Annotated in this window: 18 protein-coding genes; 7 read left to right on the top strand and 11 right to left on the bottom strand. The window is 58.6% G+C overall.

Annotated features, from left to right (window positions below; all coding sequences use genetic code 11):
• Nucleotide 1: 1 nt before the first annotated feature.
• Nucleotides 2–1,093 (bottom strand): chorismate synthase, encoded by a 1,092-nt coding sequence (aroC, locus tag B3527_RS10445; protein WP_290479830.1) that lies wholly within the window; start codon nucleotides 1,091–1,093, stop codon nucleotides 2–4.
• A gap of 29 nt (nucleotides 1,094–1,122) precedes the next feature.
• Nucleotides 1,123–2,103 carry a malate dehydrogenase gene (locus tag B3527_RS10440; protein WP_206991168.1) on the bottom strand — a complete coding sequence of 327 codons (981 nt, stop codon included), beginning with the start codon at nucleotides 2,101–2,103 and terminating at the stop codon, nucleotides 1,123–1,125.
• Nucleotides 2,104–2,276: 173 nt separating this feature from the next.
• Here B3527_RS10440 and pdxH point away from each other — a divergent pair, with 173 nt between their 5' ends.
• On the top strand, nucleotides 2,277–2,948 hold the full coding sequence (gene pdxH / locus B3527_RS10435; RefSeq protein ID WP_206991167.1) for a pyridoxamine 5'-phosphate oxidase: 672 nt from the start codon (nucleotides 2,277–2,279) through the stop codon (nucleotides 2,946–2,948).
• A gap of 15 nt (nucleotides 2,949–2,963) precedes the next feature.
• Here the strand turns inward: pdxH and B3527_RS10430 are convergent, their stop codons facing one another.
• Nucleotides 2,964–3,413 carry a glyoxalase superfamily protein gene (locus B3527_RS10430; protein ID WP_290479829.1) on the bottom strand — a complete coding sequence of 150 codons (450 nt, stop codon included), beginning with the start codon at nucleotides 3,411–3,413 and terminating at the stop codon, nucleotides 2,964–2,966.
• 282 nt (nucleotides 3,414–3,695) lie between these two features.
• Here B3527_RS10430 and B3527_RS10425 point away from each other — a divergent pair, with 282 nt between their 5' ends.
• The gene (locus B3527_RS10425; protein WP_206991165.1) at nucleotides 3,696–4,073 is read left to right on the top strand and encodes a DUF4345 domain-containing protein; all 378 of its coding nucleotides are present in this window, start codon (nucleotides 3,696–3,698) and stop codon (nucleotides 4,071–4,073) included.
• On the opposite strand, the gene B3527_RS10420 is transcribed toward B3527_RS10425, so the two are convergent.
• Entirely contained in the window at nucleotides 4,070–5,014 is a 945-nt protein-coding gene (locus B3527_RS10420) for a glycerophosphodiester phosphodiesterase family protein (RefSeq protein ID WP_290479828.1), read from the bottom strand. The genes B3527_RS10425 and B3527_RS10420 overlap by 4 nt on opposite strands.
• Before the next feature lie 99 nt (nucleotides 5,015–5,113).
• Here B3527_RS10420 and B3527_RS10415 point away from each other — a divergent pair, with 99 nt between their 5' ends.
• On the top strand, nucleotides 5,114–6,739 hold the full coding sequence (locus tag B3527_RS10415; RefSeq protein WP_206991164.1) for a long-chain-fatty-acid--CoA ligase: 1,626 nt from the start codon (nucleotides 5,114–5,116) through the stop codon (nucleotides 6,737–6,739).
• On the opposite strand, the gene B3527_RS10410 is transcribed toward B3527_RS10415, so the two are convergent.
• Nucleotides 6,736–7,254 (bottom strand): DUF305 domain-containing protein, encoded by a 519-nt coding sequence (locus tag B3527_RS10410; protein ID WP_206991163.1) that lies wholly within the window; start codon nucleotides 7,252–7,254, stop codon nucleotides 6,736–6,738. The genes B3527_RS10415 and B3527_RS10410 overlap by 4 nt on opposite strands.
• A 153-nt stretch (nucleotides 7,255–7,407) precedes the next feature.
• Between B3527_RS10410 and B3527_RS10405 the strand changes: the two genes are divergently transcribed.
• Nucleotides 7,408–8,280, top strand: a complete 873-nt coding sequence (locus B3527_RS10405) for a DUF1499 domain-containing protein (RefSeq protein ID WP_206991162.1) — start codon at nucleotides 7,408–7,410, stop codon at nucleotides 8,278–8,280.
• Here the strand turns inward: B3527_RS10405 and B3527_RS10400 are convergent.
• From B3527_RS10400 to B3527_RS10385, 4 genes are all read right to left on the bottom strand, one after another.
• On the bottom strand, nucleotides 8,277–9,488 hold the full coding sequence (locus tag B3527_RS10400) for a potassium/proton antiporter (protein ID WP_290479826.1): 1,212 nt from the start codon (nucleotides 9,486–9,488) through the stop codon (nucleotides 8,277–8,279). The two genes, B3527_RS10405 and B3527_RS10400, sit on opposite strands and share 4 nt — an antisense overlap.
• A 108-nt stretch (nucleotides 9,489–9,596) precedes the next feature.
• Nucleotides 9,597–11,036, bottom strand: coding sequence for a mannose-1-phosphate guanylyltransferase/mannose-6-phosphate isomerase (locus B3527_RS10395; protein WP_290479825.1), 1,440 nt, complete (start codon nucleotides 11,034–11,036; stop codon nucleotides 9,597–9,599).
• Between the two features lie 131 nt (nucleotides 11,037–11,167).
• The gene (locus B3527_RS10390; RefSeq protein WP_290479824.1) at nucleotides 11,168–12,079 is read right to left on the bottom strand and encodes an ABC transporter permease subunit; all 912 of its coding nucleotides are present in this window, start codon (nucleotides 12,077–12,079) and stop codon (nucleotides 11,168–11,170) included.
• Complete coding sequence (locus B3527_RS10385; RefSeq protein ID WP_290479823.1) at nucleotides 12,079–13,050, bottom strand: ABC transporter permease; 972 nt, start codon at nucleotides 13,048–13,050, stop codon at nucleotides 12,079–12,081. The genes B3527_RS10390 and B3527_RS10385 overlap by 1 nt, the downstream gene beginning before the upstream one ends.
• Nucleotides 13,051–13,186: 136 nt before the next feature.
• Here B3527_RS10385 and B3527_RS10380 point away from each other — a divergent pair, with 136 nt between their 5' ends.
• From B3527_RS10380 to B3527_RS10370, 3 genes are all read left to right on the top strand, one after another.
• Entirely contained in the window at nucleotides 13,187–13,597 is a 411-nt protein-coding gene (locus B3527_RS10380) for a TIGR01244 family sulfur transferase (RefSeq protein WP_034810871.1), read from the top strand.
• A 139-nt stretch (nucleotides 13,598–13,736) separates the two neighbouring features.
• Nucleotides 13,737–14,675: a hypothetical protein gene (locus B3527_RS10375; RefSeq protein ID WP_206991158.1), complete on the top strand. Its 939-nt coding sequence runs from the start codon at nucleotides 13,737–13,739 to the stop codon at nucleotides 14,673–14,675.
• A 42-nt stretch (nucleotides 14,676–14,717) separates the two neighbouring features.
• The gene (locus B3527_RS10370) at nucleotides 14,718–15,629 is read left to right on the top strand and encodes an MBL fold metallo-hydrolase (protein ID WP_206991157.1); all 912 of its coding nucleotides are present in this window, start codon (nucleotides 14,718–14,720) and stop codon (nucleotides 15,627–15,629) included.
• 25 nt (nucleotides 15,630–15,654) lie between these two features.
• On the opposite strand, the gene B3527_RS10365 is transcribed toward B3527_RS10370, so the two are convergent.
• Nucleotides 15,655–16,659 (bottom strand): NAD(P)H-dependent glycerol-3-phosphate dehydrogenase, encoded by a 1,005-nt coding sequence (locus B3527_RS10365; protein ID WP_290479822.1) that lies wholly within the window; start codon nucleotides 16,657–16,659, stop codon nucleotides 15,655–15,657.
• 45 nt (nucleotides 16,660–16,704) lie between these two features.
• Nucleotides 16,705–18,222 (bottom strand): acetyl-CoA acetyltransferase, encoded by a 1,518-nt coding sequence (locus B3527_RS10360; RefSeq protein WP_290479821.1) that lies wholly within the window; start codon nucleotides 18,220–18,222, stop codon nucleotides 16,705–16,707.
• Between the last annotated feature and the right edge of the window lie 32 nt (nucleotides 18,223–18,254).

The raw sequence follows: 18,254 nt of genomic DNA, 5'->3' as shown, positions 1-18,254 counted from the left end.
GTCATTTTCCCGTCTGCCCTCTATGTCGCAACTTCGCGTCGGCCAGCACACAGGCGAGCATCGCCTCCGCCACCGGCACCGCACGAATGCCAACACAGGGATCATGCCGTCCGATGGTGCGTACGTCCACCTCCTGACCGTCACGCGTGACAGTCTGGACGGGGGTAAGGATGGAAGATGTTGGTTTGATTGCGATTCGCACGACGATCGGCTGACCGGTTGAAATGCCGCCCGCAATGCCGCCATTATGGTTGGACAGGAAACGGGCGCCGTCATTGCCAGTGCGCATCTGGTCGGCGTTTTCCTCACCGGACAAAGCCGCGGCGGCAAAGCCTTCGCCGATTTCCACGCCCTTGGCCGCATTGATGCTCATCATGGCACCCGCGAGTTCGCTATCCAGTTTTCCGTATATGGGAGCGCCCCAACCCGCAGGAATCCCCGTCGCTTCGACCTCTACAATTGCGCCAGCAGAGCTTCCAGCCTTGCGAGTTTCGTCCAGAAAGGTCTCCCAGACGGGCACTATTTCGGCGTCAGGACACCAGAATGGGTTCGATTGCGTTTCATCCCAGTTCCAGCGCGAGCGGTCGATGGCATGGGGGCCGATCTGGACGACAGCGCCGCGCAAGAAGATTCCGTCGCCAAGAACGCGGCGCGCCACCGCGCCTGCAGCTACCCGCGCGGCAGTCTCGCGCGCACTGGAGCGGCCACCGCCGCGATAGTCTCGGACGCCATATTTCTGATCGTAGGAATAGTCGGCATGACCGGGGCGGTACCGATCACGGATCTCACCATAATCTTTCGACCGTTGATCTGTATTTTCGATCATCAGCGAGATCGGTGTGCCTGTGGTGACAGGGCCGCCGGTCCGGTCATCCTCAAAGACGCCGGACAGGATTTTCACTTGATCGGGTTCCCGACGCTGGGTTACGAATCGCGAGGTGCCGGGGCGGCGCTGGTCGAGGAATTGCTGAATGAAGGCCTCATCCAGCGGAAGATTAGGCGGGCAGCCATCGACCACGCATCCGAGTGCGGGCCCGTGGCTTTCGCCCCAGGTGGTCACGCGGAAGAGGTGGCCGAACGTGTTGTGAGACATGGCTGCCCGTTTCAGTATTGAGTCAGGGCCTAGCCGAGCAGGTCCTGAACAGCTTCGCGCTCTTCGCGCAGTTCTTTCTCGGTCGCATCCATGCGGGCGCGCGAGAATTCACCGATTTCGAGACCCTGGACGATCTCGTACTTGCCGTCCTTGCAGGTGCACGGGTAGCCGTAGATGACGCCCGGCTCAATGCCGTAGGAGCCATCGGACGGGATGCCCATGGACACCCAGTCACCAGCTTCGGTGCCGAGGGCCCAGCTGCGCATATGATCGATGGCGGCTGACGCAGCCGAAGCGGCCGAAGAGGCACCACGGGCCTTAATGATGGCGGCGCCGCGCTGCTGCACGTCCGGTATGAAGGTGTTTTCGTACCAGTCCTGATCGACTTTGGAGAGGGCAGCTTCGCCTTTGACGGTGGCGTGATGCAGGTCTGGGTACTGAGTTGAGGAATGGTTGCCCCAGATTGTCATCTTCTTGATGTCGGTATTGTGGGCGCCCGTCTTCTCAGCCAGTTGGCTCATCGCGCGGTTGTGGTCGAGACGGACCATGGCGGTGAAGCATTTCGGATCCAGATCAGGCGCATTCTGTTGTGCGATCAGGGCATTGGTGTTGGCCGGGTTGCCGACGACAAGCACTTTCACGTCTCGGCTGGCATGATCATTGATCGCCTTACCCTGTGGGCCGAAGATACCGCCATTTGCAGACAGCAGGTCCTTGCGTTCCATGCCCTGTTTGCGTGGCATCGCGCCGACGAGCAGGGCAAAGTCGCAATCCTTGAACGCAACATTCGGGTCGTCAGTGGCGACGATATTGTTCAGGAGCGGGAAGGCGCAATCGTTCAATTCCATGACCACGCCCTCGAGCGCGCCGAGCGCAGGCGTGATTTCCAGCAGGTGAAGGTCGACCGGCTGGTCAGGTCCAAGCATGTTTCCAGCGGCAATGCGGAACAGGAGCGCATAACCGATCTGGCCTGCAGCGCCAGTTACAGCGACTTTCACGGGCTTTTTCATGGGAGAGTCCTTCTTGCATAGGGTGATTTCGCGGCATCAATGACGAATTTGTCAGAGAAGGGCAAGCGGCCATGCGCCTATGCCGCAGGATGTCGCCGCCGTAGCGGTATGACTCCGCGCCCGATTGGCCTATATGACGGCCAGCCCCCACAGCCTGACGAGCGGACAGATCGATGAGCCAGAGCGACCAACCCGACATCATTCCCCCTTCACCCAGCGCGACGGATTATCTGACCGACCCGTCGGGAAAACCCCTGATTCCAGACGTGGCTGACCCGATAGCCCTGTTCAAAGAGTGGATGGCGGCGGCGCGCGAAGCCGAACCGAATGATTCCAACGCAATGTCTCTGGCGACCGTGGACGCTGACGGCATGCCGGATGTCCGTATTGTATTGTTGAAAGAGGTGACTGAGGCGGGGTTTGTTTTCTTCACCAATCTCGAAAGTGCCAAAGGCCAGCAACTGACCGAGACCCCCAAAGCAGCGCTTGGCTTTCATTGGAAGAGCCAGCGCCGGCAGGTGCGGGTGCGCGGGACGGTTATGCCAGTCTCCGAAGAGGCCGCCGATGAGTATTTTGCCACCCGTGCCGCCCAGAGCCGTATCAGCGCCATCGCGTCTGACCAGTCGCGTCCACTGGCCGATCGGGCCGAGTTCGAACAGCGCGTGGCTGAACTATCGGAAATCTTCGGCGACGGACCAGACATTCCCCGCCCCGAATTCTGGGGCGGGTTCCGTGTCGTGCCGGTCGAGATCGAGTTCTGGCAGGACCAGGCTTTCCGGATGCACGACCGGCTGAAGTTTGTCCGCTCAAACGAGGGTTGGACCACCGGTCGACTCTATCCGTAGCGTTCCGCTGCCAGATCAAACGATTCCGTTCGAGACGGCTTCGATGACAAGGTGCGGGACGCCATCACTGGTCTTTGCCCATGACACGCCATCACCACTCACCATGGCGGTCACGCGCTGGCGAAATCCCGAGAAGCTCTCGAACTCAACCACATCTACCGGCGTGTCGAAGTGCAGGGTCACTTCGTACCCCATGCCACCCGCCAGTTCGCGGATTGCATGCACGCGCCCCTCAAAGGATTGTTTGAGGTAGCGGCCCGAGATGCGGTCACCCAGCTGGCAGGGTGCCTCGGGTTTGTTCGACAGGCGCGCCGATGCGGTATTCCAGTCGCGGTAGCCGAGTTCAGTCGCGACGAGCTCAAGTGCTCTCGCATGTGAGATGGACGTACCGGCATTTGCCTGTTCTGTCCGTATGTCGCGGGCACGGGCCTTGGCCTGTTCGCGCGTTGTTATTGAAATAGACATTGGAAACATCCTTGTCCGGGCAGTCGCTTCTCAGCGGGGCTCGCCTTGCCGCGGGACTGCCGGATGGACCGGTGTTCCGTGATCAAAAGTCGCGGCGCGGAGTGCGCCGGGGGATCTTCACCGAAAGACCAAAGGCCTTGCGAGCGGCGGGCGTCCCAGAGCCCGCGCGCCTCATACGCCTGGGAAGACGTTGCGTCAATCATTGTCACCAGACATTTGCCGTGAGTAAGTGACGGCAGGGCGTACGGAAACGATGCGCCATTAGGGGAGGTACACCACATAATGAAACGCGGACTTCAGATTGCCCTTGGCATTTTCTCACTCATTCCCGCTATTTTTGCCCTGATGGGCTTTCTGCACGGGGCGGAACGATTGTCCCCGGCAGGCGTCACGACAGAACTGGACAATCAGTATCGGTACTTCTCCGGTATGTATCTTGTGGTGAGCTTCCTGATCTGGTCGATCATTCCATCCATCGAAAAACAAGGGCGGCTTCTTCTGGTGGTTAGCGCAGCCATCTTTATCGGAGGGCTCGGTCGTCTTGTCTCAGTGATGACCGTCGGTCAGCCCGCGCAGGACCAGATGGTCGCGCTGGGTATCGAGCTGGTTGTGCCTGTGATCTTTGTGCTCTGGCAACGGATGGTTTCTGCCCGAGCCTAGCCACCACACGCGGCGATGGCGGTGTCATCTGCGGTCATTGCCTCGGCCGCTTCGAGCGGCCGGTCAGTGGCCAGCATGACGAGGCCGTCATCGGCAAGATCCTGAAACTCCGATCCGTTGCCGTCGGCCAGATAGATATCGTCCAATCGCTCGCCGGAACGACCCAGCGTGCCGAAAGCGGATTCGACATCGTTGCGGGCATTGCGATCCCAGGCTGCGGCATCGGGGCGGCCAGTGCCGGTCCAGGCGATCAGTCGACGGGAGTCCACACCGCGTGCCTCAAGTGCCGCAATGTCACGGCCGCCGCGTGCCGAGGCGGTCATCATGAAATGGGGGTCGATGGCTGCGATTTCGGCGGCTTCGTCATCATTGTAGGAAATCATGATGATGTTCTCTTCCGCGCCAGCCGCATAAACGGCCTTGGCCATATTGGCGAAGCTTGTGGTCTTCTTGCGGTCGAGTTCCAGAATGGCGCCGCTGTTTCGGGCCCAGATCAGGGCGTCGGTCAGCTTGGGCGGGCTAAAGCGCGTGTGACGATCATCATTGTCGACCAGGGTCAGGCCCGACAGTTCTTCCCAGCTGATATCGGAGACATAGCCCCGGCCGGTCGTCGTTCGGTTCAGCCGGTCATCATGCATCAGGGTCAACACGCCGTCTCGGGTTTCGGCGACATCAATCTCGAAGACCCGGACCCCGTTGTCGAAATTGAACTGCATCGTCTCAATGGCATTCTCAGGATAGCCCGGCGCAGGGCCCCCGCGATGCGCAGCGATCACCACGCCTCCGTTTTCACGCAGGCAGTCGAAATAGTCGGGCAGGGGCATGCGCGCAGAAGCCTCGGTGATTGCGGGCTCCACGGCCCCTGACTGTGGGGTATCGCTTGACGGGCCGCAGCCAGACAGCAGGATGAGAGCGATAACAAGCAGTGCGGAGTGGTTCATTCGGGTGGTCCTCTTCTTGCGCTGCAGCAATCGCACGCATAAACCGGTTCTAAATCAGGCAATTATTGCCGAAGACAAAACATTACAGGGAGACTTACCATGCTGGGTATCATGCAGGACTGGCCGCTGACGGTTAACAAAATCCTCGAACACGCCAAGCGCATCAATCCTACACGAGAAATCATCACTCGGCGCGTGGAAGGCCATATTGTCCGCACGACCTATGCCAATCTCTTTGACCAGTCCAAGCAGGTCTCGAATGCGCTTATCGATAGCGGCATTCAGTTGGGCGACCGCGTGGCGACGCTGGGCTGGAACTCTGAACGGCATATGGCCTCCTGGTATGGCGCCATGGGCATTGGCGCGGTGCTCCACACGATCAATCCACGCCTGCACCCTGAACAGGTCGCCTGGATCGCAAATCACGCCGAAGACAAGGTGCTCATCTTCGACAAGACCTTCCTGCCTATTGTGGAGGCCATCAAGGACCATCTGCAGACGGTGAAGACTTTCGTCATATACGCTGATGCTGACACGATGCCGGAAAACTCTCTCGGTGCAATCCCGTTTGATATCTGGATTGATGGTCGCTCGACCGAGGTCCGCTGGGGCGACTTTCCGGAAGATACCGCATGTGGCCTTTGTTATACGTCGGGCACTACAGGCGATCCGAAAGGGGTGCTTTATTCCCACCGCTCGAACGTGTTGCACACGCTGATCACGATGGGCAAGGATGTGATGGGCATGGGCGCTGATGATGTGGTTCTACCGGTCGTGCCGATGTTTCACGCCAATGCATGGGGCCTTGCACTGTCCTGTCCTGCTGTCGGCTCGAACATGGTAATGCCGGGGGCACAGATGGATGGCGCATCCATCTATGAATTGCTGGATACGGAAAAGGTGACGATCACCGCCGCGGTTCCAACCGTCTGGCTGATGCTGCTGACACATTTGCAGGAAAACAATCTCAAGCTGCCGCACTTGAAGAAGGTTCTGATCGGGGGCTCAGCCATTCCGGAGAAGATTCTTCGTGCCTTCGAGCAGGATTATGAAGTGGACGTTGTCCACGCCTGGGGCATGACCGAAACCTCGCCGCTGGGAACGCTGGGCGCCTTGCCGCCCCATCTCGTGAATGCCGACATCGACACGCGTATGGAGCAGAAGCTCAAGCAAGGGCGCCCGCCATTCGGCGTGGAGCTCAAGATCGTCGATGACGAAGGCAAGGTGCTGCCGAATGATGGCGAGACATCTGGCCGGTTGATGGTGAGCGGCGCTGCGATTGCAGCTGGATACTTCAAGGGCGTCGGCGGCGACGTGCTGGACGAGGACGGCTATTTTGATACGGGCGATGTCGCCAATATCGACGAGTATGGCACGATGACCATCACCGACCGCGCGAAGGATGTGATCAAATCAGGCGGCGAGTGGATTTCCTCCATCGACATCGAGAACATCGCAGTCGGCCACCCGAAAGTGGCCAATGCGGCGGCTATCGGCATCTATCACCCGAAATGGGATGAGCGCCCACTCCTGGTGGTACAAGCCGCGCCGGGGGAAACGCCGAGCAAGGAAGACGTGCTGGCCCAACTGGAAGGCAAGATTGCCAAATGGTGGACACCGGACGATGTCGTCTTTGTCGATGAAATTCCGCTTGGCGCCACGGGCAAGATCAACAAGCTGGCCCTGCGCAACCAGTTCAAGGACTACAAGCTGCCGACGGCCTAGTTCGGGCTGAACTCGGGAACTGGACGGGCGGCTGCTTCTTCGGGAGTGGCCGCTTTTCCATTTTTGGAGATGTCATCGATCAGCCATTCCATTTCAGCTATTTCCACCTTCTGAGCTTTGATGATTTCATCGGCTAATTGCTGAACGCGTACGTCTTCTATGCCCGCCCTTTCGCTGGTCATGATGGCGATGGAATGATGCGGGATCATGGCGCGCATATATGATTGGTCGCTTACCGTTGCTTGCGAGCGCACCAGAAGCAGGGCGGTAACAAAGAGCAGGCCACTGCCGACGAATATTGCGAGGTTCTTGCGGCTATCCTGATACATGTTGAGCATGAAGGCCAACATTACGATCGCCATCGACGCGGCCATGATGAGGGTCATGTAGAAGCGGGTTTCACTCCAATGCACATGGGGCAGGGCATAGGTGTTTAGATACATAAGTCCGAACATGACGATGGCGGAGGTCGTGATCATCAGGCCGAAGCGGAGATAGCTGCCGGAATGGTCCATGGTCTTTCCTTTCGAATTGACGTTGAAGAGGTTCAGTTTGAACGTGCAGGAGCGGACGCTGTTCCGCACGAATCTGTTCCACGAGACTGGTTGAGAGGGGCAGTGTGATCTATGTCAGGTGACAGGGATCATCCGGAGAGGGCTGGAAACACAATGGATACGATAGAACAGACACAGGATGCCGGATGGCGCGGCACGGTTGCCAAGGCGTCGCTTGCCTTGTCGATCTTTACGGTCTTCTGGTTCATCATCGCAGCGCTTGGCACCAAGCTGGGCCTGTGGAACTGGCAGGTCGGGCTTGGTCTGATGACGATCAATTGGGGACTCAAGCTGATCTTCGTGGCGCTCGGTGTCTCAGTGATCGCTGTGATCCTCTCATTGATCAAAGCACCCCGGAAACGCGCTTTCATTCTGGCGTTTGCCTCGCTCTTGATTGCCGGGCTCAGCTTTGGGCGCGTCGCGGCGTTTGGCGGGGAAGCGTCCCGCTTGCCGCCGATCCACGACGTTCAGACCGACTGGTCCAACCCGATCATGCCGAGCGATGCCCTGCTCGCCGTCCGGGCCGAGACCGAGGCCATGAACCCGGTCGAAGCTGCACCAATCGTTCCGGAATATGCCGAAGACCGTTGGCCGGGCACTCCGGGGCGCCTCGTGTCCGAATTGCAGGAAGAGGCCGAATTCGATCCGACCCAACAGGATGACCGTGCGGACGCCCCTTATCCGAAACTTGATTCCTATATCACTCAAGCTCCGTCGGAAGCGGCATTCGAGGCCATCCTCACGCTTGTGAAGGAGCGCGGTTGGGTGATCGTTGCCAGTGACGAGACGGCCGGTCGCATCGAGGCAACCGAAACGAGCTTCTGGTTTGATTTCAAGGATGACATCATGATCCGTATCCAGCCGACAGAAGAGGGCGGGTCCCGCATTGATGTGCGCTCAACCAGTCGGGTCGGCCTGTCTGATCTTGGTGCGAATGCCAAACGGGTCCGCAATCTGCTCGATGATATCGAGATCGCGCTGCGCTAGGTATCAGTTATTTCCTTTGTCTGGGCTTCCGGGCCCAGACGAAGGAGCCGTGCTGTCGGCGCAATCGTCCAGCCCTGAATGGTCAGCGAGATTGTCACGATCACGAACACGACATTGAAGAAGCCAACTGAAATCGGTCCTGGTGCGATGACGGGATAGATCGCGAGAAGGATCGGTACCGCGCCGCGCAGGCCCACCCAGCTCAGGAAGACATTCTCACGGAAGGAAAAGCCCATCCATCCCACGCTGGCAAATACGGCGAGCGGTCGAGCGATCAGCATCAATACTGCGGCGCATCCGATGGCAGGCCAGATGTCGTTTAACAGCGCACTCGGCGTAACGAGCAGACCGAGGGTCAGGAATAACACCATCTGGCAGAGCCACTGGAAGGCTTCATTGAAGTCGACAATGCGATCGATTGGTCGCTTCAGTTTGGCCTTGAAACTGACGCCGGCAAGATATGCCGCGAGGAAGCCGCTGCCTCCAACCAGCGACACGCCGGTAAAGATGACGAGGGCGCCTGCAAGGGTCATGATGGGATACGTGCCCATTGGCAGGAAAAGGCGATCAAGAATGCGGGCCAGAAGCCTGCCGCCAAGGACGCCGCCCAAAATGCCGATACCGGCTTGCATGAGCAGAAACAGAGCCATGCCGGGGAGGTCCGCCGGCGCATTGGTCTGTATGGAGGCGACCAGCGTGGTAAGCGACACTGTCAGGAAAATGGCCATCGGGTCGTTCAGGCCCGATTCCAACAGCAGCGTATCCTTCAGGCGTTGTCTCAGGGCTATGCCGCTTTGCTGAACGAGAAGGAAGGTCGCGGCCGCGTCGGTAGAGGCGACCGCTGCGCCAAGCAATAGACCAACTTGCCAGGGCAGTCCCATGAATAGACAGGCCGCAACACCCGTGATGCCTGCTGTAATCAGTACACCGATGGTTGCGAGTAGGGATGCCGGCGCACCAGCGGAACGGAAGACGCTGCGTCCAGTTTCCAATCCGCCGGCAAACAGGATGACGGCCAGGGCCACGCTGCCAAGGTCGAACGCAAAGTTGAAATTACTGAATTGAATACGGCCTGGACCATCTTCTCCCAGCAGCATGCCGATGAGAAGTGCGATCAAGAGAAATGGAGCTCCTGCTCGCCTTGCCAGCGGCATCAGCGCAAAACTGACAAATATGATGAGGCTGCAAAGGAAGACAAAGAGTTCCAACGGGCATCCTCGGGTCTGAAATGGGGGAACTCTTTAGATAAGAGTGCCGCACCTCGTGCCGCAAGGTGCAGATTCATTCGAATTCAAATAAGTTCGACTCCGCAGACTCTAATCGCGCGCGTATTTATCTTCGTATCGTATGATGTCATCCTCACCGAGATAGCTGCCAGTTTGAACCTCGATGAGGACGACGGGCAATTTCCCCGGATTTTCCAGCCGGTGAACGGATCCTACAGGGATGTATACGGACTGGTTTTCGGTGACGAGCTTGACGTCCTCATTGATCGTGACCTTGGCTGTTCCGGATACGACAATCCAGTGCTCGGCGCGATGATGGTGCGATTGAAGGGACAGCGACTGGCCCGGCTTTACCTGGATGCGCTTGACCTGAAAACGTTCGCCCTTCGCAATGGACTCAAACCAGCCCCAGGGGCGATAGTCCCGCGGAAATTGCTCGGCCTGGCGTGCCTGTTTGGCCTTGAGCTCGGTAACGGCCAGTTTCACGTCCTGTGCGCGGGACGCATCCGCGATCAGCACCGCATCCGGCATGGCAACGGCTATGATGTTCTTCAGACCGATACCGACGACTTCCAGTCCATTATCTTCGGACCTGATCAGGGAGTCTTGGCAATCCATGACCGTGACATGTCCGCTGGTCGAAACCCCATGCTTGTCCGGCCCGGTTTCGCGTAATACGGCGTCCCAGCCGCCAAGGTCTGACCATCCGCCCGAAAATGGCACGACGCTAAGATTTTCGGTGCGTTCCATGACTGCATAGTCGATCGAGATCGACTGGGCCCGGTTCCAGCTCTCCGGATCGAGCCTCATAAAGCCGAGATCCATCTGCAGGTCATCGACAGACTTGCTCACGCATTCAACCATGCCCGGTTCATGTTTCTGGAAAGCTTCGACAATGCTTTTGACGCTGAACAGGAAGATCCCTGCGTTCCAGAGGTAGTCACCACTATTCACCATTTTAAGGGCATTGGTCGCAGAGGGCTTCTCCACGAACCGCTTCAACTTGATGGGGGACAGACTGTTGTCTTCCACCGGCTTGCTGAGTTCCAGGTATCCGTATCCCGTTTCGGGATGTGTGGGCTGGATTCCGAACGTGACGAGCTGGCCTTTTCGGGCCGCATCGACGGCCGCATTGATTGACTCCAGAAATGCATCACTGTCCGGGATGACATGGTCGGATGGTGCGATCAGCATCAGGGCATCTGGTTGGGTCTTTTGCAGATGCAGTGCTGCCGCCAGGATTGCCGGGGCCGTGTTGCGCGCGTCTGGCTCGATCATGATGGAAGCGTCATCGATTTCGATGTCGGTGAGCTGTTCTTGCACGATGAACCGGAAATCCGCATTGGTGAGGACAAGCGGCGGCGTGAAAGCGCCTCCGGTCAATCTCAGCGCGGATGCCTGGAACAGGGATGTATCGCCGATCAGGGGAACAAATTGCTTTGGATAGCTCTTTCGCGATAGCGGCCAGAGCCGCGTGCCCGCTCCGCCGCACATTAGTACCGGAACGATGCTGGTCATCGATTTTGCCATCGTTTGCTCTTTCAAATTACCCGCGAATCTCTTGCCTCAGCGCACCAGCAAAGGCCACCCTGAACACCAAGATTTTCCCGGTGTGACGGGCACACTTGGTCCAGTCTGTCCAGGTGCCAGGTGAATACTGTCTAGCGGTCTTTCGGATCCAGCGCATCGCGCAGGCCGTCACCGATAAAGTTGAGGCACAACAAGGTGACTGCCATCGTGACGGCGGGTGCCAGCAGCATCCAGGGCTTTTCTTCCATCCGGTGTGCGCCATCCGAAATCAGCACGCCAAGTGAGGTAAGGGGCTCGTTCACACCGAGGCCGAGGAAGGACAGGAAGCTTTCGGCGAGGATCACCACCGGGATGGTCAGCGTGACATAGACGGCGACCGGGCCGATCACGTTCGGCAGGATGTGGCGCACAATGATGTCCTTGCGGCTGACCCCAGACGCGCGCGCAGCTTCAATGAACTCCTTGCCCTTGATGGCGAGTGTCTGGCCGCGCACGATCCGCGCCATGGTCAGCCACTCGATCGCGCCGATGGCTGCAAAGATCAGCACAATGTTGCGCTCAAACACCGTCAGCAACAGGATCACGAAGAAGATGAAGGGCAGAGCGTAGAGTACGTCGACAATGCGCATCATGAAATTGTCGACGCGACCACCGAGATAACCTGCCGTCGCACCCCAACTGACGCCGATCACGAGGCTGACAGCCGTGGCGACAATGCCGACCATGAGCGAGATACGCAGGCCGATCATCAGGCGCGCAAGCAGGTCTCGTCCCTGCAGGTCGGTTCCGAGCGGATGCAGGCCTTCCAGCGTCGGCGCAATGGTGCGCAGGTCAGAAATGGTGCTGTACTTGTGGACCCAGACAAATGGCCCGACGACTGCAAACAGAATGAGGAAGCCGAGAATCCACATGGAGACGACGGCGGCGCGGTTGCGGAACAGGCGCGCCCGGGCATCTTCCCAGAGCGAGCGTCCCCCAATAATGGCATTCTGAACCGGTTCGATGCGACCAGTCGGGTCGAGGAGAGGATCAAGATCCGTCATCAATCGTACTTCACTTTCGGATCAAGCAGGGCGTAGAGAATGTCTGCTACAAGATTGAGCAGTACGATCAGGCCCGCATAGACAATGATTGCGCCCATCACGAGCGTGTAGTCACGGTTCAGGGCACCATCGACAAAATATGAGCCGAGGCCGGGCAGGCCGAAAATCTTTTCGATCACCACTGACCCGGTCATGACGCGTGCCATTGCGGGGCCGGCATACGAGATCAGTGGCAGCAAGGCCGATGGCAGGGCGTGACGCGCAATCACCTGGCGTTCGGTCAGGCCTTTGGAACGCGCCGTGCGGATATGGTTGGAACGCATTGTCTCGATGATCGAGGCGCGCATGAGGCGGGAGATGATCGCAATCTGTGGCAGGGCCAGCGTGATTACGGGCAAGGTCATATTGTGCCAGTTCATCCCGATATTCGGATAGGTTCCGAGACCGCCAACCGCGAAGATGCCGGCACCAAGGGCAAAGATCAGGATCAGGATCGGGCCGGTAACAAAAGTGGGGATCGAAATGCCTGCCATGGCGATCCCCATGACGCTGTAATCCGCCGCCGAATTTTGTCTGAGTCCCGCAAAAACACCCAGCAATGTGCCCACCGCTATGCCCAGACCCATGGAGAGAAACCCGATGGTGAGGGAGATGGGCAGGCCGTCTGCAATCAAGTCGTTCACGCTCTTGCCAAGCGTTTTGTAGGACGGTCCGAAATCGCCGGTGACAACGCCGCCAACATAGCTCAGATATTGTTCGTGAAGCGGTTTGTCGAAACCGAACTTGGCTGCAATGGCAGCTTCGGTCGCAGGCGGCAGTTTCCGCTCACCATCGAACGGACCACCCGGAGCGGCGCGCATCATCAGGAAAGCCATCGTTACGATGGCAAGCATTGTGGGGATTGCAATTAGCAGACGCCTGAACGTATAGGCCCACGGAATTCGGCTGATGACACGTTGAAATGAGGACACGTACTTAAGTTATTCCGCTGCTGGTAATAGGAATTTGATCATGCCGCCGTCACCGACGCTTGGCATAACGATCCGCAATCCTTAGCTTGTAGCGACAGCCGATCAAGACCGCAGACTCAGGCAGGGACACTAAAATATGGCCGATATTCGCCGCGTTACGGAAGCTTTTGCTGTCGCCCCCCAGATTAACGAGGAGGATGTTGCCCAAATTCAGGCTGCAGGCTTCAAAACCATTGTTGCGAACCGCCCAGATGGTGAAGGCGGCGTGGACCAGCCCCGTATGGGCGCGATTCGTGCCAAAGCCGAATCCCTGGGTTTGGCCTTTGTGGCACTTCCTTTCTCAGGCGCCCCCACCCCAGAAGTCGTCGAGCGGATGAGCAATATCCTGAACGAAGCGCCTCAACCGGTGTTGGCGTATTGCCGCACCGGGACACGATGCATAACGGCATGGGCCCTGACTCATGCCGGGCAGGGTACAGGTCAGGAAATCGTCGATGCTGCCGCAGATGCGGGCTATGATCTGTCGAGTCTGCAATCGCTGCTGTGACCATCCTGCTCACAGATGTTGTGAGCAAGTGGTCACACTTGCGCCGCATTATGTGTGTTGTCAGTGATGACCGGTCATGCGAAGGCCAAGACAGGGAGGCGCTGGCCATGAGGCTGTATGCGCAAGAGGAGTGGAATGGATGAGCGATCGTCTGTGGATCACCGATTTCAAATACGATGACGGCGCCATGCTGGTGAAGAAGACCGGGCACCGCGTTCCGCTCACATTTTCGCTGGCGCACGACATCTTCACCTGGTTCTGCTTCTATTTCTTTGCGCAGACATGGCGCACCTGGCGCCGGGTCACCGGACACAAGCGCCCCACGATTGCATTCTATCCTGACAAGCCACGCCCATGGTATTTCATCTGGCCAGTGACACATGTGTCAGGTGCCAAATTGATTGATGACGTCGCGACCGCTGACATTGTCATGCAGTTTGATGACTCCACCGAAACCGACAATACGGTCCCGATGGTTCGTGATGGGGCGAAACTGGTCAATTTCACCTGTGATGATATTTCAAAATCGACTGTCGCAGCCGCTTTCGGAGAGGCTGCGGGATATTCTCTCGCGGTTGACCCTACGACCCATCAGGGCCGCATGGTCGAGAAGTCTGAATTGAATGCCGCGCATGATGGCCGGATTCTGGAAGGTCCGCTGGATACGCCTCTGCCGGGCAAGACCTATCAGCGCCTCGTCGACAATGAGATCGAAGGCGGTCTGGTCGAGGATCTGCGCTGTTGCATCGTGGCCGGCTCACCCGTCATCGTGTTCCGCAAGCGTCGGCCCTTGGAGCGCCGTTTCCTGAACGAGAATGTTCAGGTTTTGCTCGACGAGCCTCGCAATTGCTACACGAGCGATGAAATTGCCGTGATTGAGCGGTTTGCTGCATCGATCGGACTGGACTGGGGCGGCGTTGACGTCCTACGTGACCGTTCATCCGGACGAATCTACATCGTCGATGCAAACAAGACGGATATGGGCCCGCCCGTGGCGCTGAAGCTTGGCGCCAAGCTGAGGGCTACACGTCGCATGGCGCAGGCCTTTGCCGTCGCCTTTGCTTCGAAGAAGCGCTGATCGCTCCGGCAAGCCAGGATCGCTGCAAGAGACTAGAATAATATGGCTATTCCCTACGTTCGCGAAATCGAGTTTGAATACGGCATCGTAGAGCAGGTTTCCCCGCTCATTCGCCGCGTAATCGCGAACAATCCCGGGCCGTTCACCTATGTTGGCACCGGCGTCTACATCATCGGTCATGGAGAAGTGGCTGTCATTGATCCCGGCCCGGAAGATGCTGAGCATTTCGAAGCCCTAAAGCGGGCGCTGGAGGGGGAGACGGTCACCCACGTTCTGGTCACTCATGGCCATTCCGACCATTCCCCCCTGGCGACGCCTTTGGCGCAGTGGGCGGGTTGCAAGACTTACGCGAAAAATTGCGGCGTACCGACCGCCAAGGGCGAGCTTGGCAGTGCAGACGACCTTGGCTTCATGCCGGATGTCAAAGTTGGCGATGGCGACGTGATTTCGGGCCCCGGCTGGACACTCGATGTGATTGAGACGCCGGGTCACACTTGCAACCATCTCTGCTTCGGCTTGCGCGAAGAGAATGCGTGTCTGTCGGGTGATCACATCATGGGCTGGTCCACGACTGTTGTCGCGCCGCCGGATGGGGACATGGGCGATTACATGCGCAGCCTCGACAAGATTCAATCCAGGAAATTCGACACGCTTTGGCCGACCCATGGCGATCCGGTGCGTGGCCGCGAATTCGTCGACCATTTCATCACGGAATACGCCAACCACCGCCGGGCTCGCGAAGCTGCCATTCTTGACCAGCTTCGGGCGGGTCAGTCCTCGATCCCTGAAATGGTCAAGGTGATGTACGCCGAAGTCGACAAGCGCTTGCATCCAGCCGCGGCCATGTCTGTGCTTGGTCATATGATCGAGCTGATCAAGACCGGTGTCGCGGTTTCTCCGGACGACAAACCCACCGTCCGGTCTCATTTCGAACTGGTGAAAACCCCGGTGTGACGGGCTTGATGTCGGTAAACCCGTCCTAGACTGTTTCAACCTTGTTCGGACGCATCAGCAGGCGTTGGATTGCTTCATCGACGCTGATTGCGCCTTCAATCACATCCGCAACTGCATCACAGATCGGCATGTCGACGCCGCGTTCTGCAGCAATCCGTTTCAGAACCGGCGCGGTTGCGACGCCTTCGGTCACGGCGTTTCGCGCGCCCATGATGTCTTCAAGGGGCTCACCTTTGCCCAACGCCAGTCCGCAGCTCATGTTGCGGCTCGTCTCGGAAGAACAGGTCAGGACGAGGTCGCCCAGCCCTGACAGGCCGGAAAGGGTTTCGCGCTCGGCGCCCAGGGCAAGAGCGAGCCGGGTCATTTCCGCGCTGCCGCGGGCAATGAGCGCTGCATGGGCAGAGCGGCCCAGGCCCTTGCCGAGTGCGATACCACACGCAATGGCGAGCACATTCTTCACCGCGCCGCCGATCTCTGCACCTAACAGGTCATGCGCGAGGTAAGGGCGGAAATTCGGGGTCGCAACAGCGGCGATCAGTTCGGCGCCAAGGGTTTCATTTTCGATGGCAAAGGTCACAGCCGTCGGCAGGCCCTTGGCCACATCGATGGCGAAGCTCGGGCCGGACATGACAGCCGGAACCGCTTCGGGCAGCTCGTCGGCCAGCACCTGCGTCATGAATTCGCCTGTCTTCAGTTCGATGCCTTTGGAGCAGAGGACAACTGGTGTGCCGGGGCGGATATGCTCTTTCAGTGCCTGCAAGGTTGCCCGTGTGTGCTGGGCAGGGGCGACAGAAAAGAGCGCGTCCATCAGGTGCAGGTCTGCGAGGTCCGATGTCGCCTTGAGCGCGGGGTTCAAAGGTACGCCCGGCAGGAAGACCGTATTCTCATGGCGCGTATTGATGGCTTCGGCCACCTCTGCTTCGCGGCACCAGATCAGCACGTCCTGGGCCTCACGGGTCAGCATCTGGGCAATCGCTGTGCCCCATGCGCCGCCGCCAATGACGCCGAATGTCTTGAAATGTTTCGTCATGCGCCGGAGATTGGTCGAAACCGGGGGGCGGGGCAAGCGGCTCGGTCAGATGAAACTGAACGTGCCACGCTCCTTTTCAGTATCCACGCTGACGGCAACCTTGCGGCCGACGGGCGAGGCATCTTCACGTAACGTCGCGAGCGCAGCGGGGGATGCGACGGCAAGTGCCCGGCGCCCATCCTCGAGGCGTACGAACGCGATGCCTTTGTTCGGTCCTTCCTTGCCATGCGTGACCGTGAAGGTTTCCAGCGTTCCCTCGCAATCCTCGCCACAAAGCGTGACTTGTTCGGTTGGTGTTGCATAGGATTCTGCGGGTGCGAAACGGGTCGGCTTCTGTGTCGAGTAGATCCCGACCGCTTCCTTTGTCATCCAGCCACCATTGGCGAGCACAAGGCCATAGCTGCCGGGATCTGCGCGAAGGGTCGACACCATTTCCGCGATACCGTGCAGGGAATAATTGTTTCCGGGTCCACCAAAAAAGGGCAGGCCACCCGTTAGGGTGAGTGGGCGCGGATCATTCTTCCAGTCGATGCCCAGCGCGGCAGTTGAAGAGAACACGGCGCATGGAAAGCAGGAATAGAGATCCAGATGCTTGATATCGCCTGTTGCTTTCGCGGCCTGATCCAATGCGCGATCTATGGCGGTCTGCATTGCCCATGAGCCGTCGAGTCTCGGGCGCAGCGAGATCAGATCGTCGGCCGCTTCGCCTGCACCGTGAAGATAGACACGCTTGTCTTCCGGAACACCCAATGCGTCGGCTTTGGAGCTGCTCATCAGGATCGCAGCAGCGCCCTGGTTCACAGCGTCCTGGGCGATGAACCATTTCAGGAACGGATCAGCATATTCGTAGTTCGCCTTGGACGGTGTCGAAAGAAACTCAACCGAGCGTTCCTCCGGGAATTGAGAATACGGGTTCTTTGCAGCAACAACAGAGAAGGGCTGGAAGAGTTCGGCCATGGCCTTGCGGTGCTGGCTGCGTGAATGGCCTTCGCGGGCGGCGATGGCGTTTTCGAACAGGCCATAGAAATAAGCTGGCGCGACGATGCCATGCTTGATTTCTTCGCGCGACAGCATCATCGGACCCATGCCGCGATCTTCGTAATCCACATCAGCGCCGTCGGCCCAGTTAATTTCCACATTGTTCCGGCGCGCGCCCTTCGAGGCCCGATTGGCCTCGGAACCGGAGATCAGCACGCAGTCAGCATCGCCCGCATGGATGCGCGCGGCCATCTCATTGACAAGGGCCTGTGGGCTCTGACCGCCAACGGTTTCATAGATCAGCGTATCGGGTGCAGCGCCAATATCGCGCGCCAGCGTGCCGGGAAGGTTGGTGTTATGGCCGTGCGGGTGCGGTGCGCCACCGACTGAATCTTCAAAGATGCGAACAACCGCAATCGTGTCGATGGCCTTGGAGAGGTCTGCACCACTGTCAGAGAGGGCTGCCCTGGACGCGTCGACCATGAGCGACAGGGGCGACGGCGCACCGTCTGCTCCGCTTGTTCCATCCCACTGGCTGAGGCTTTGTCCCACGCCAACCAGAACCGGCAGATCGCCTTTTGCCATGACACGCTCCCTTATCGTTGTGTGAAACGACA

The organism is Hyphomonas sp. UBA4505, assembly GCF_002388685.1.
Classification (GTDB): Bacteria; Pseudomonadota; Alphaproteobacteria; order Caulobacterales; family Hyphomonadaceae; genus Hyphomonas.
This window is presented reverse-complemented; position numbering and strand designations above follow the sequence as displayed.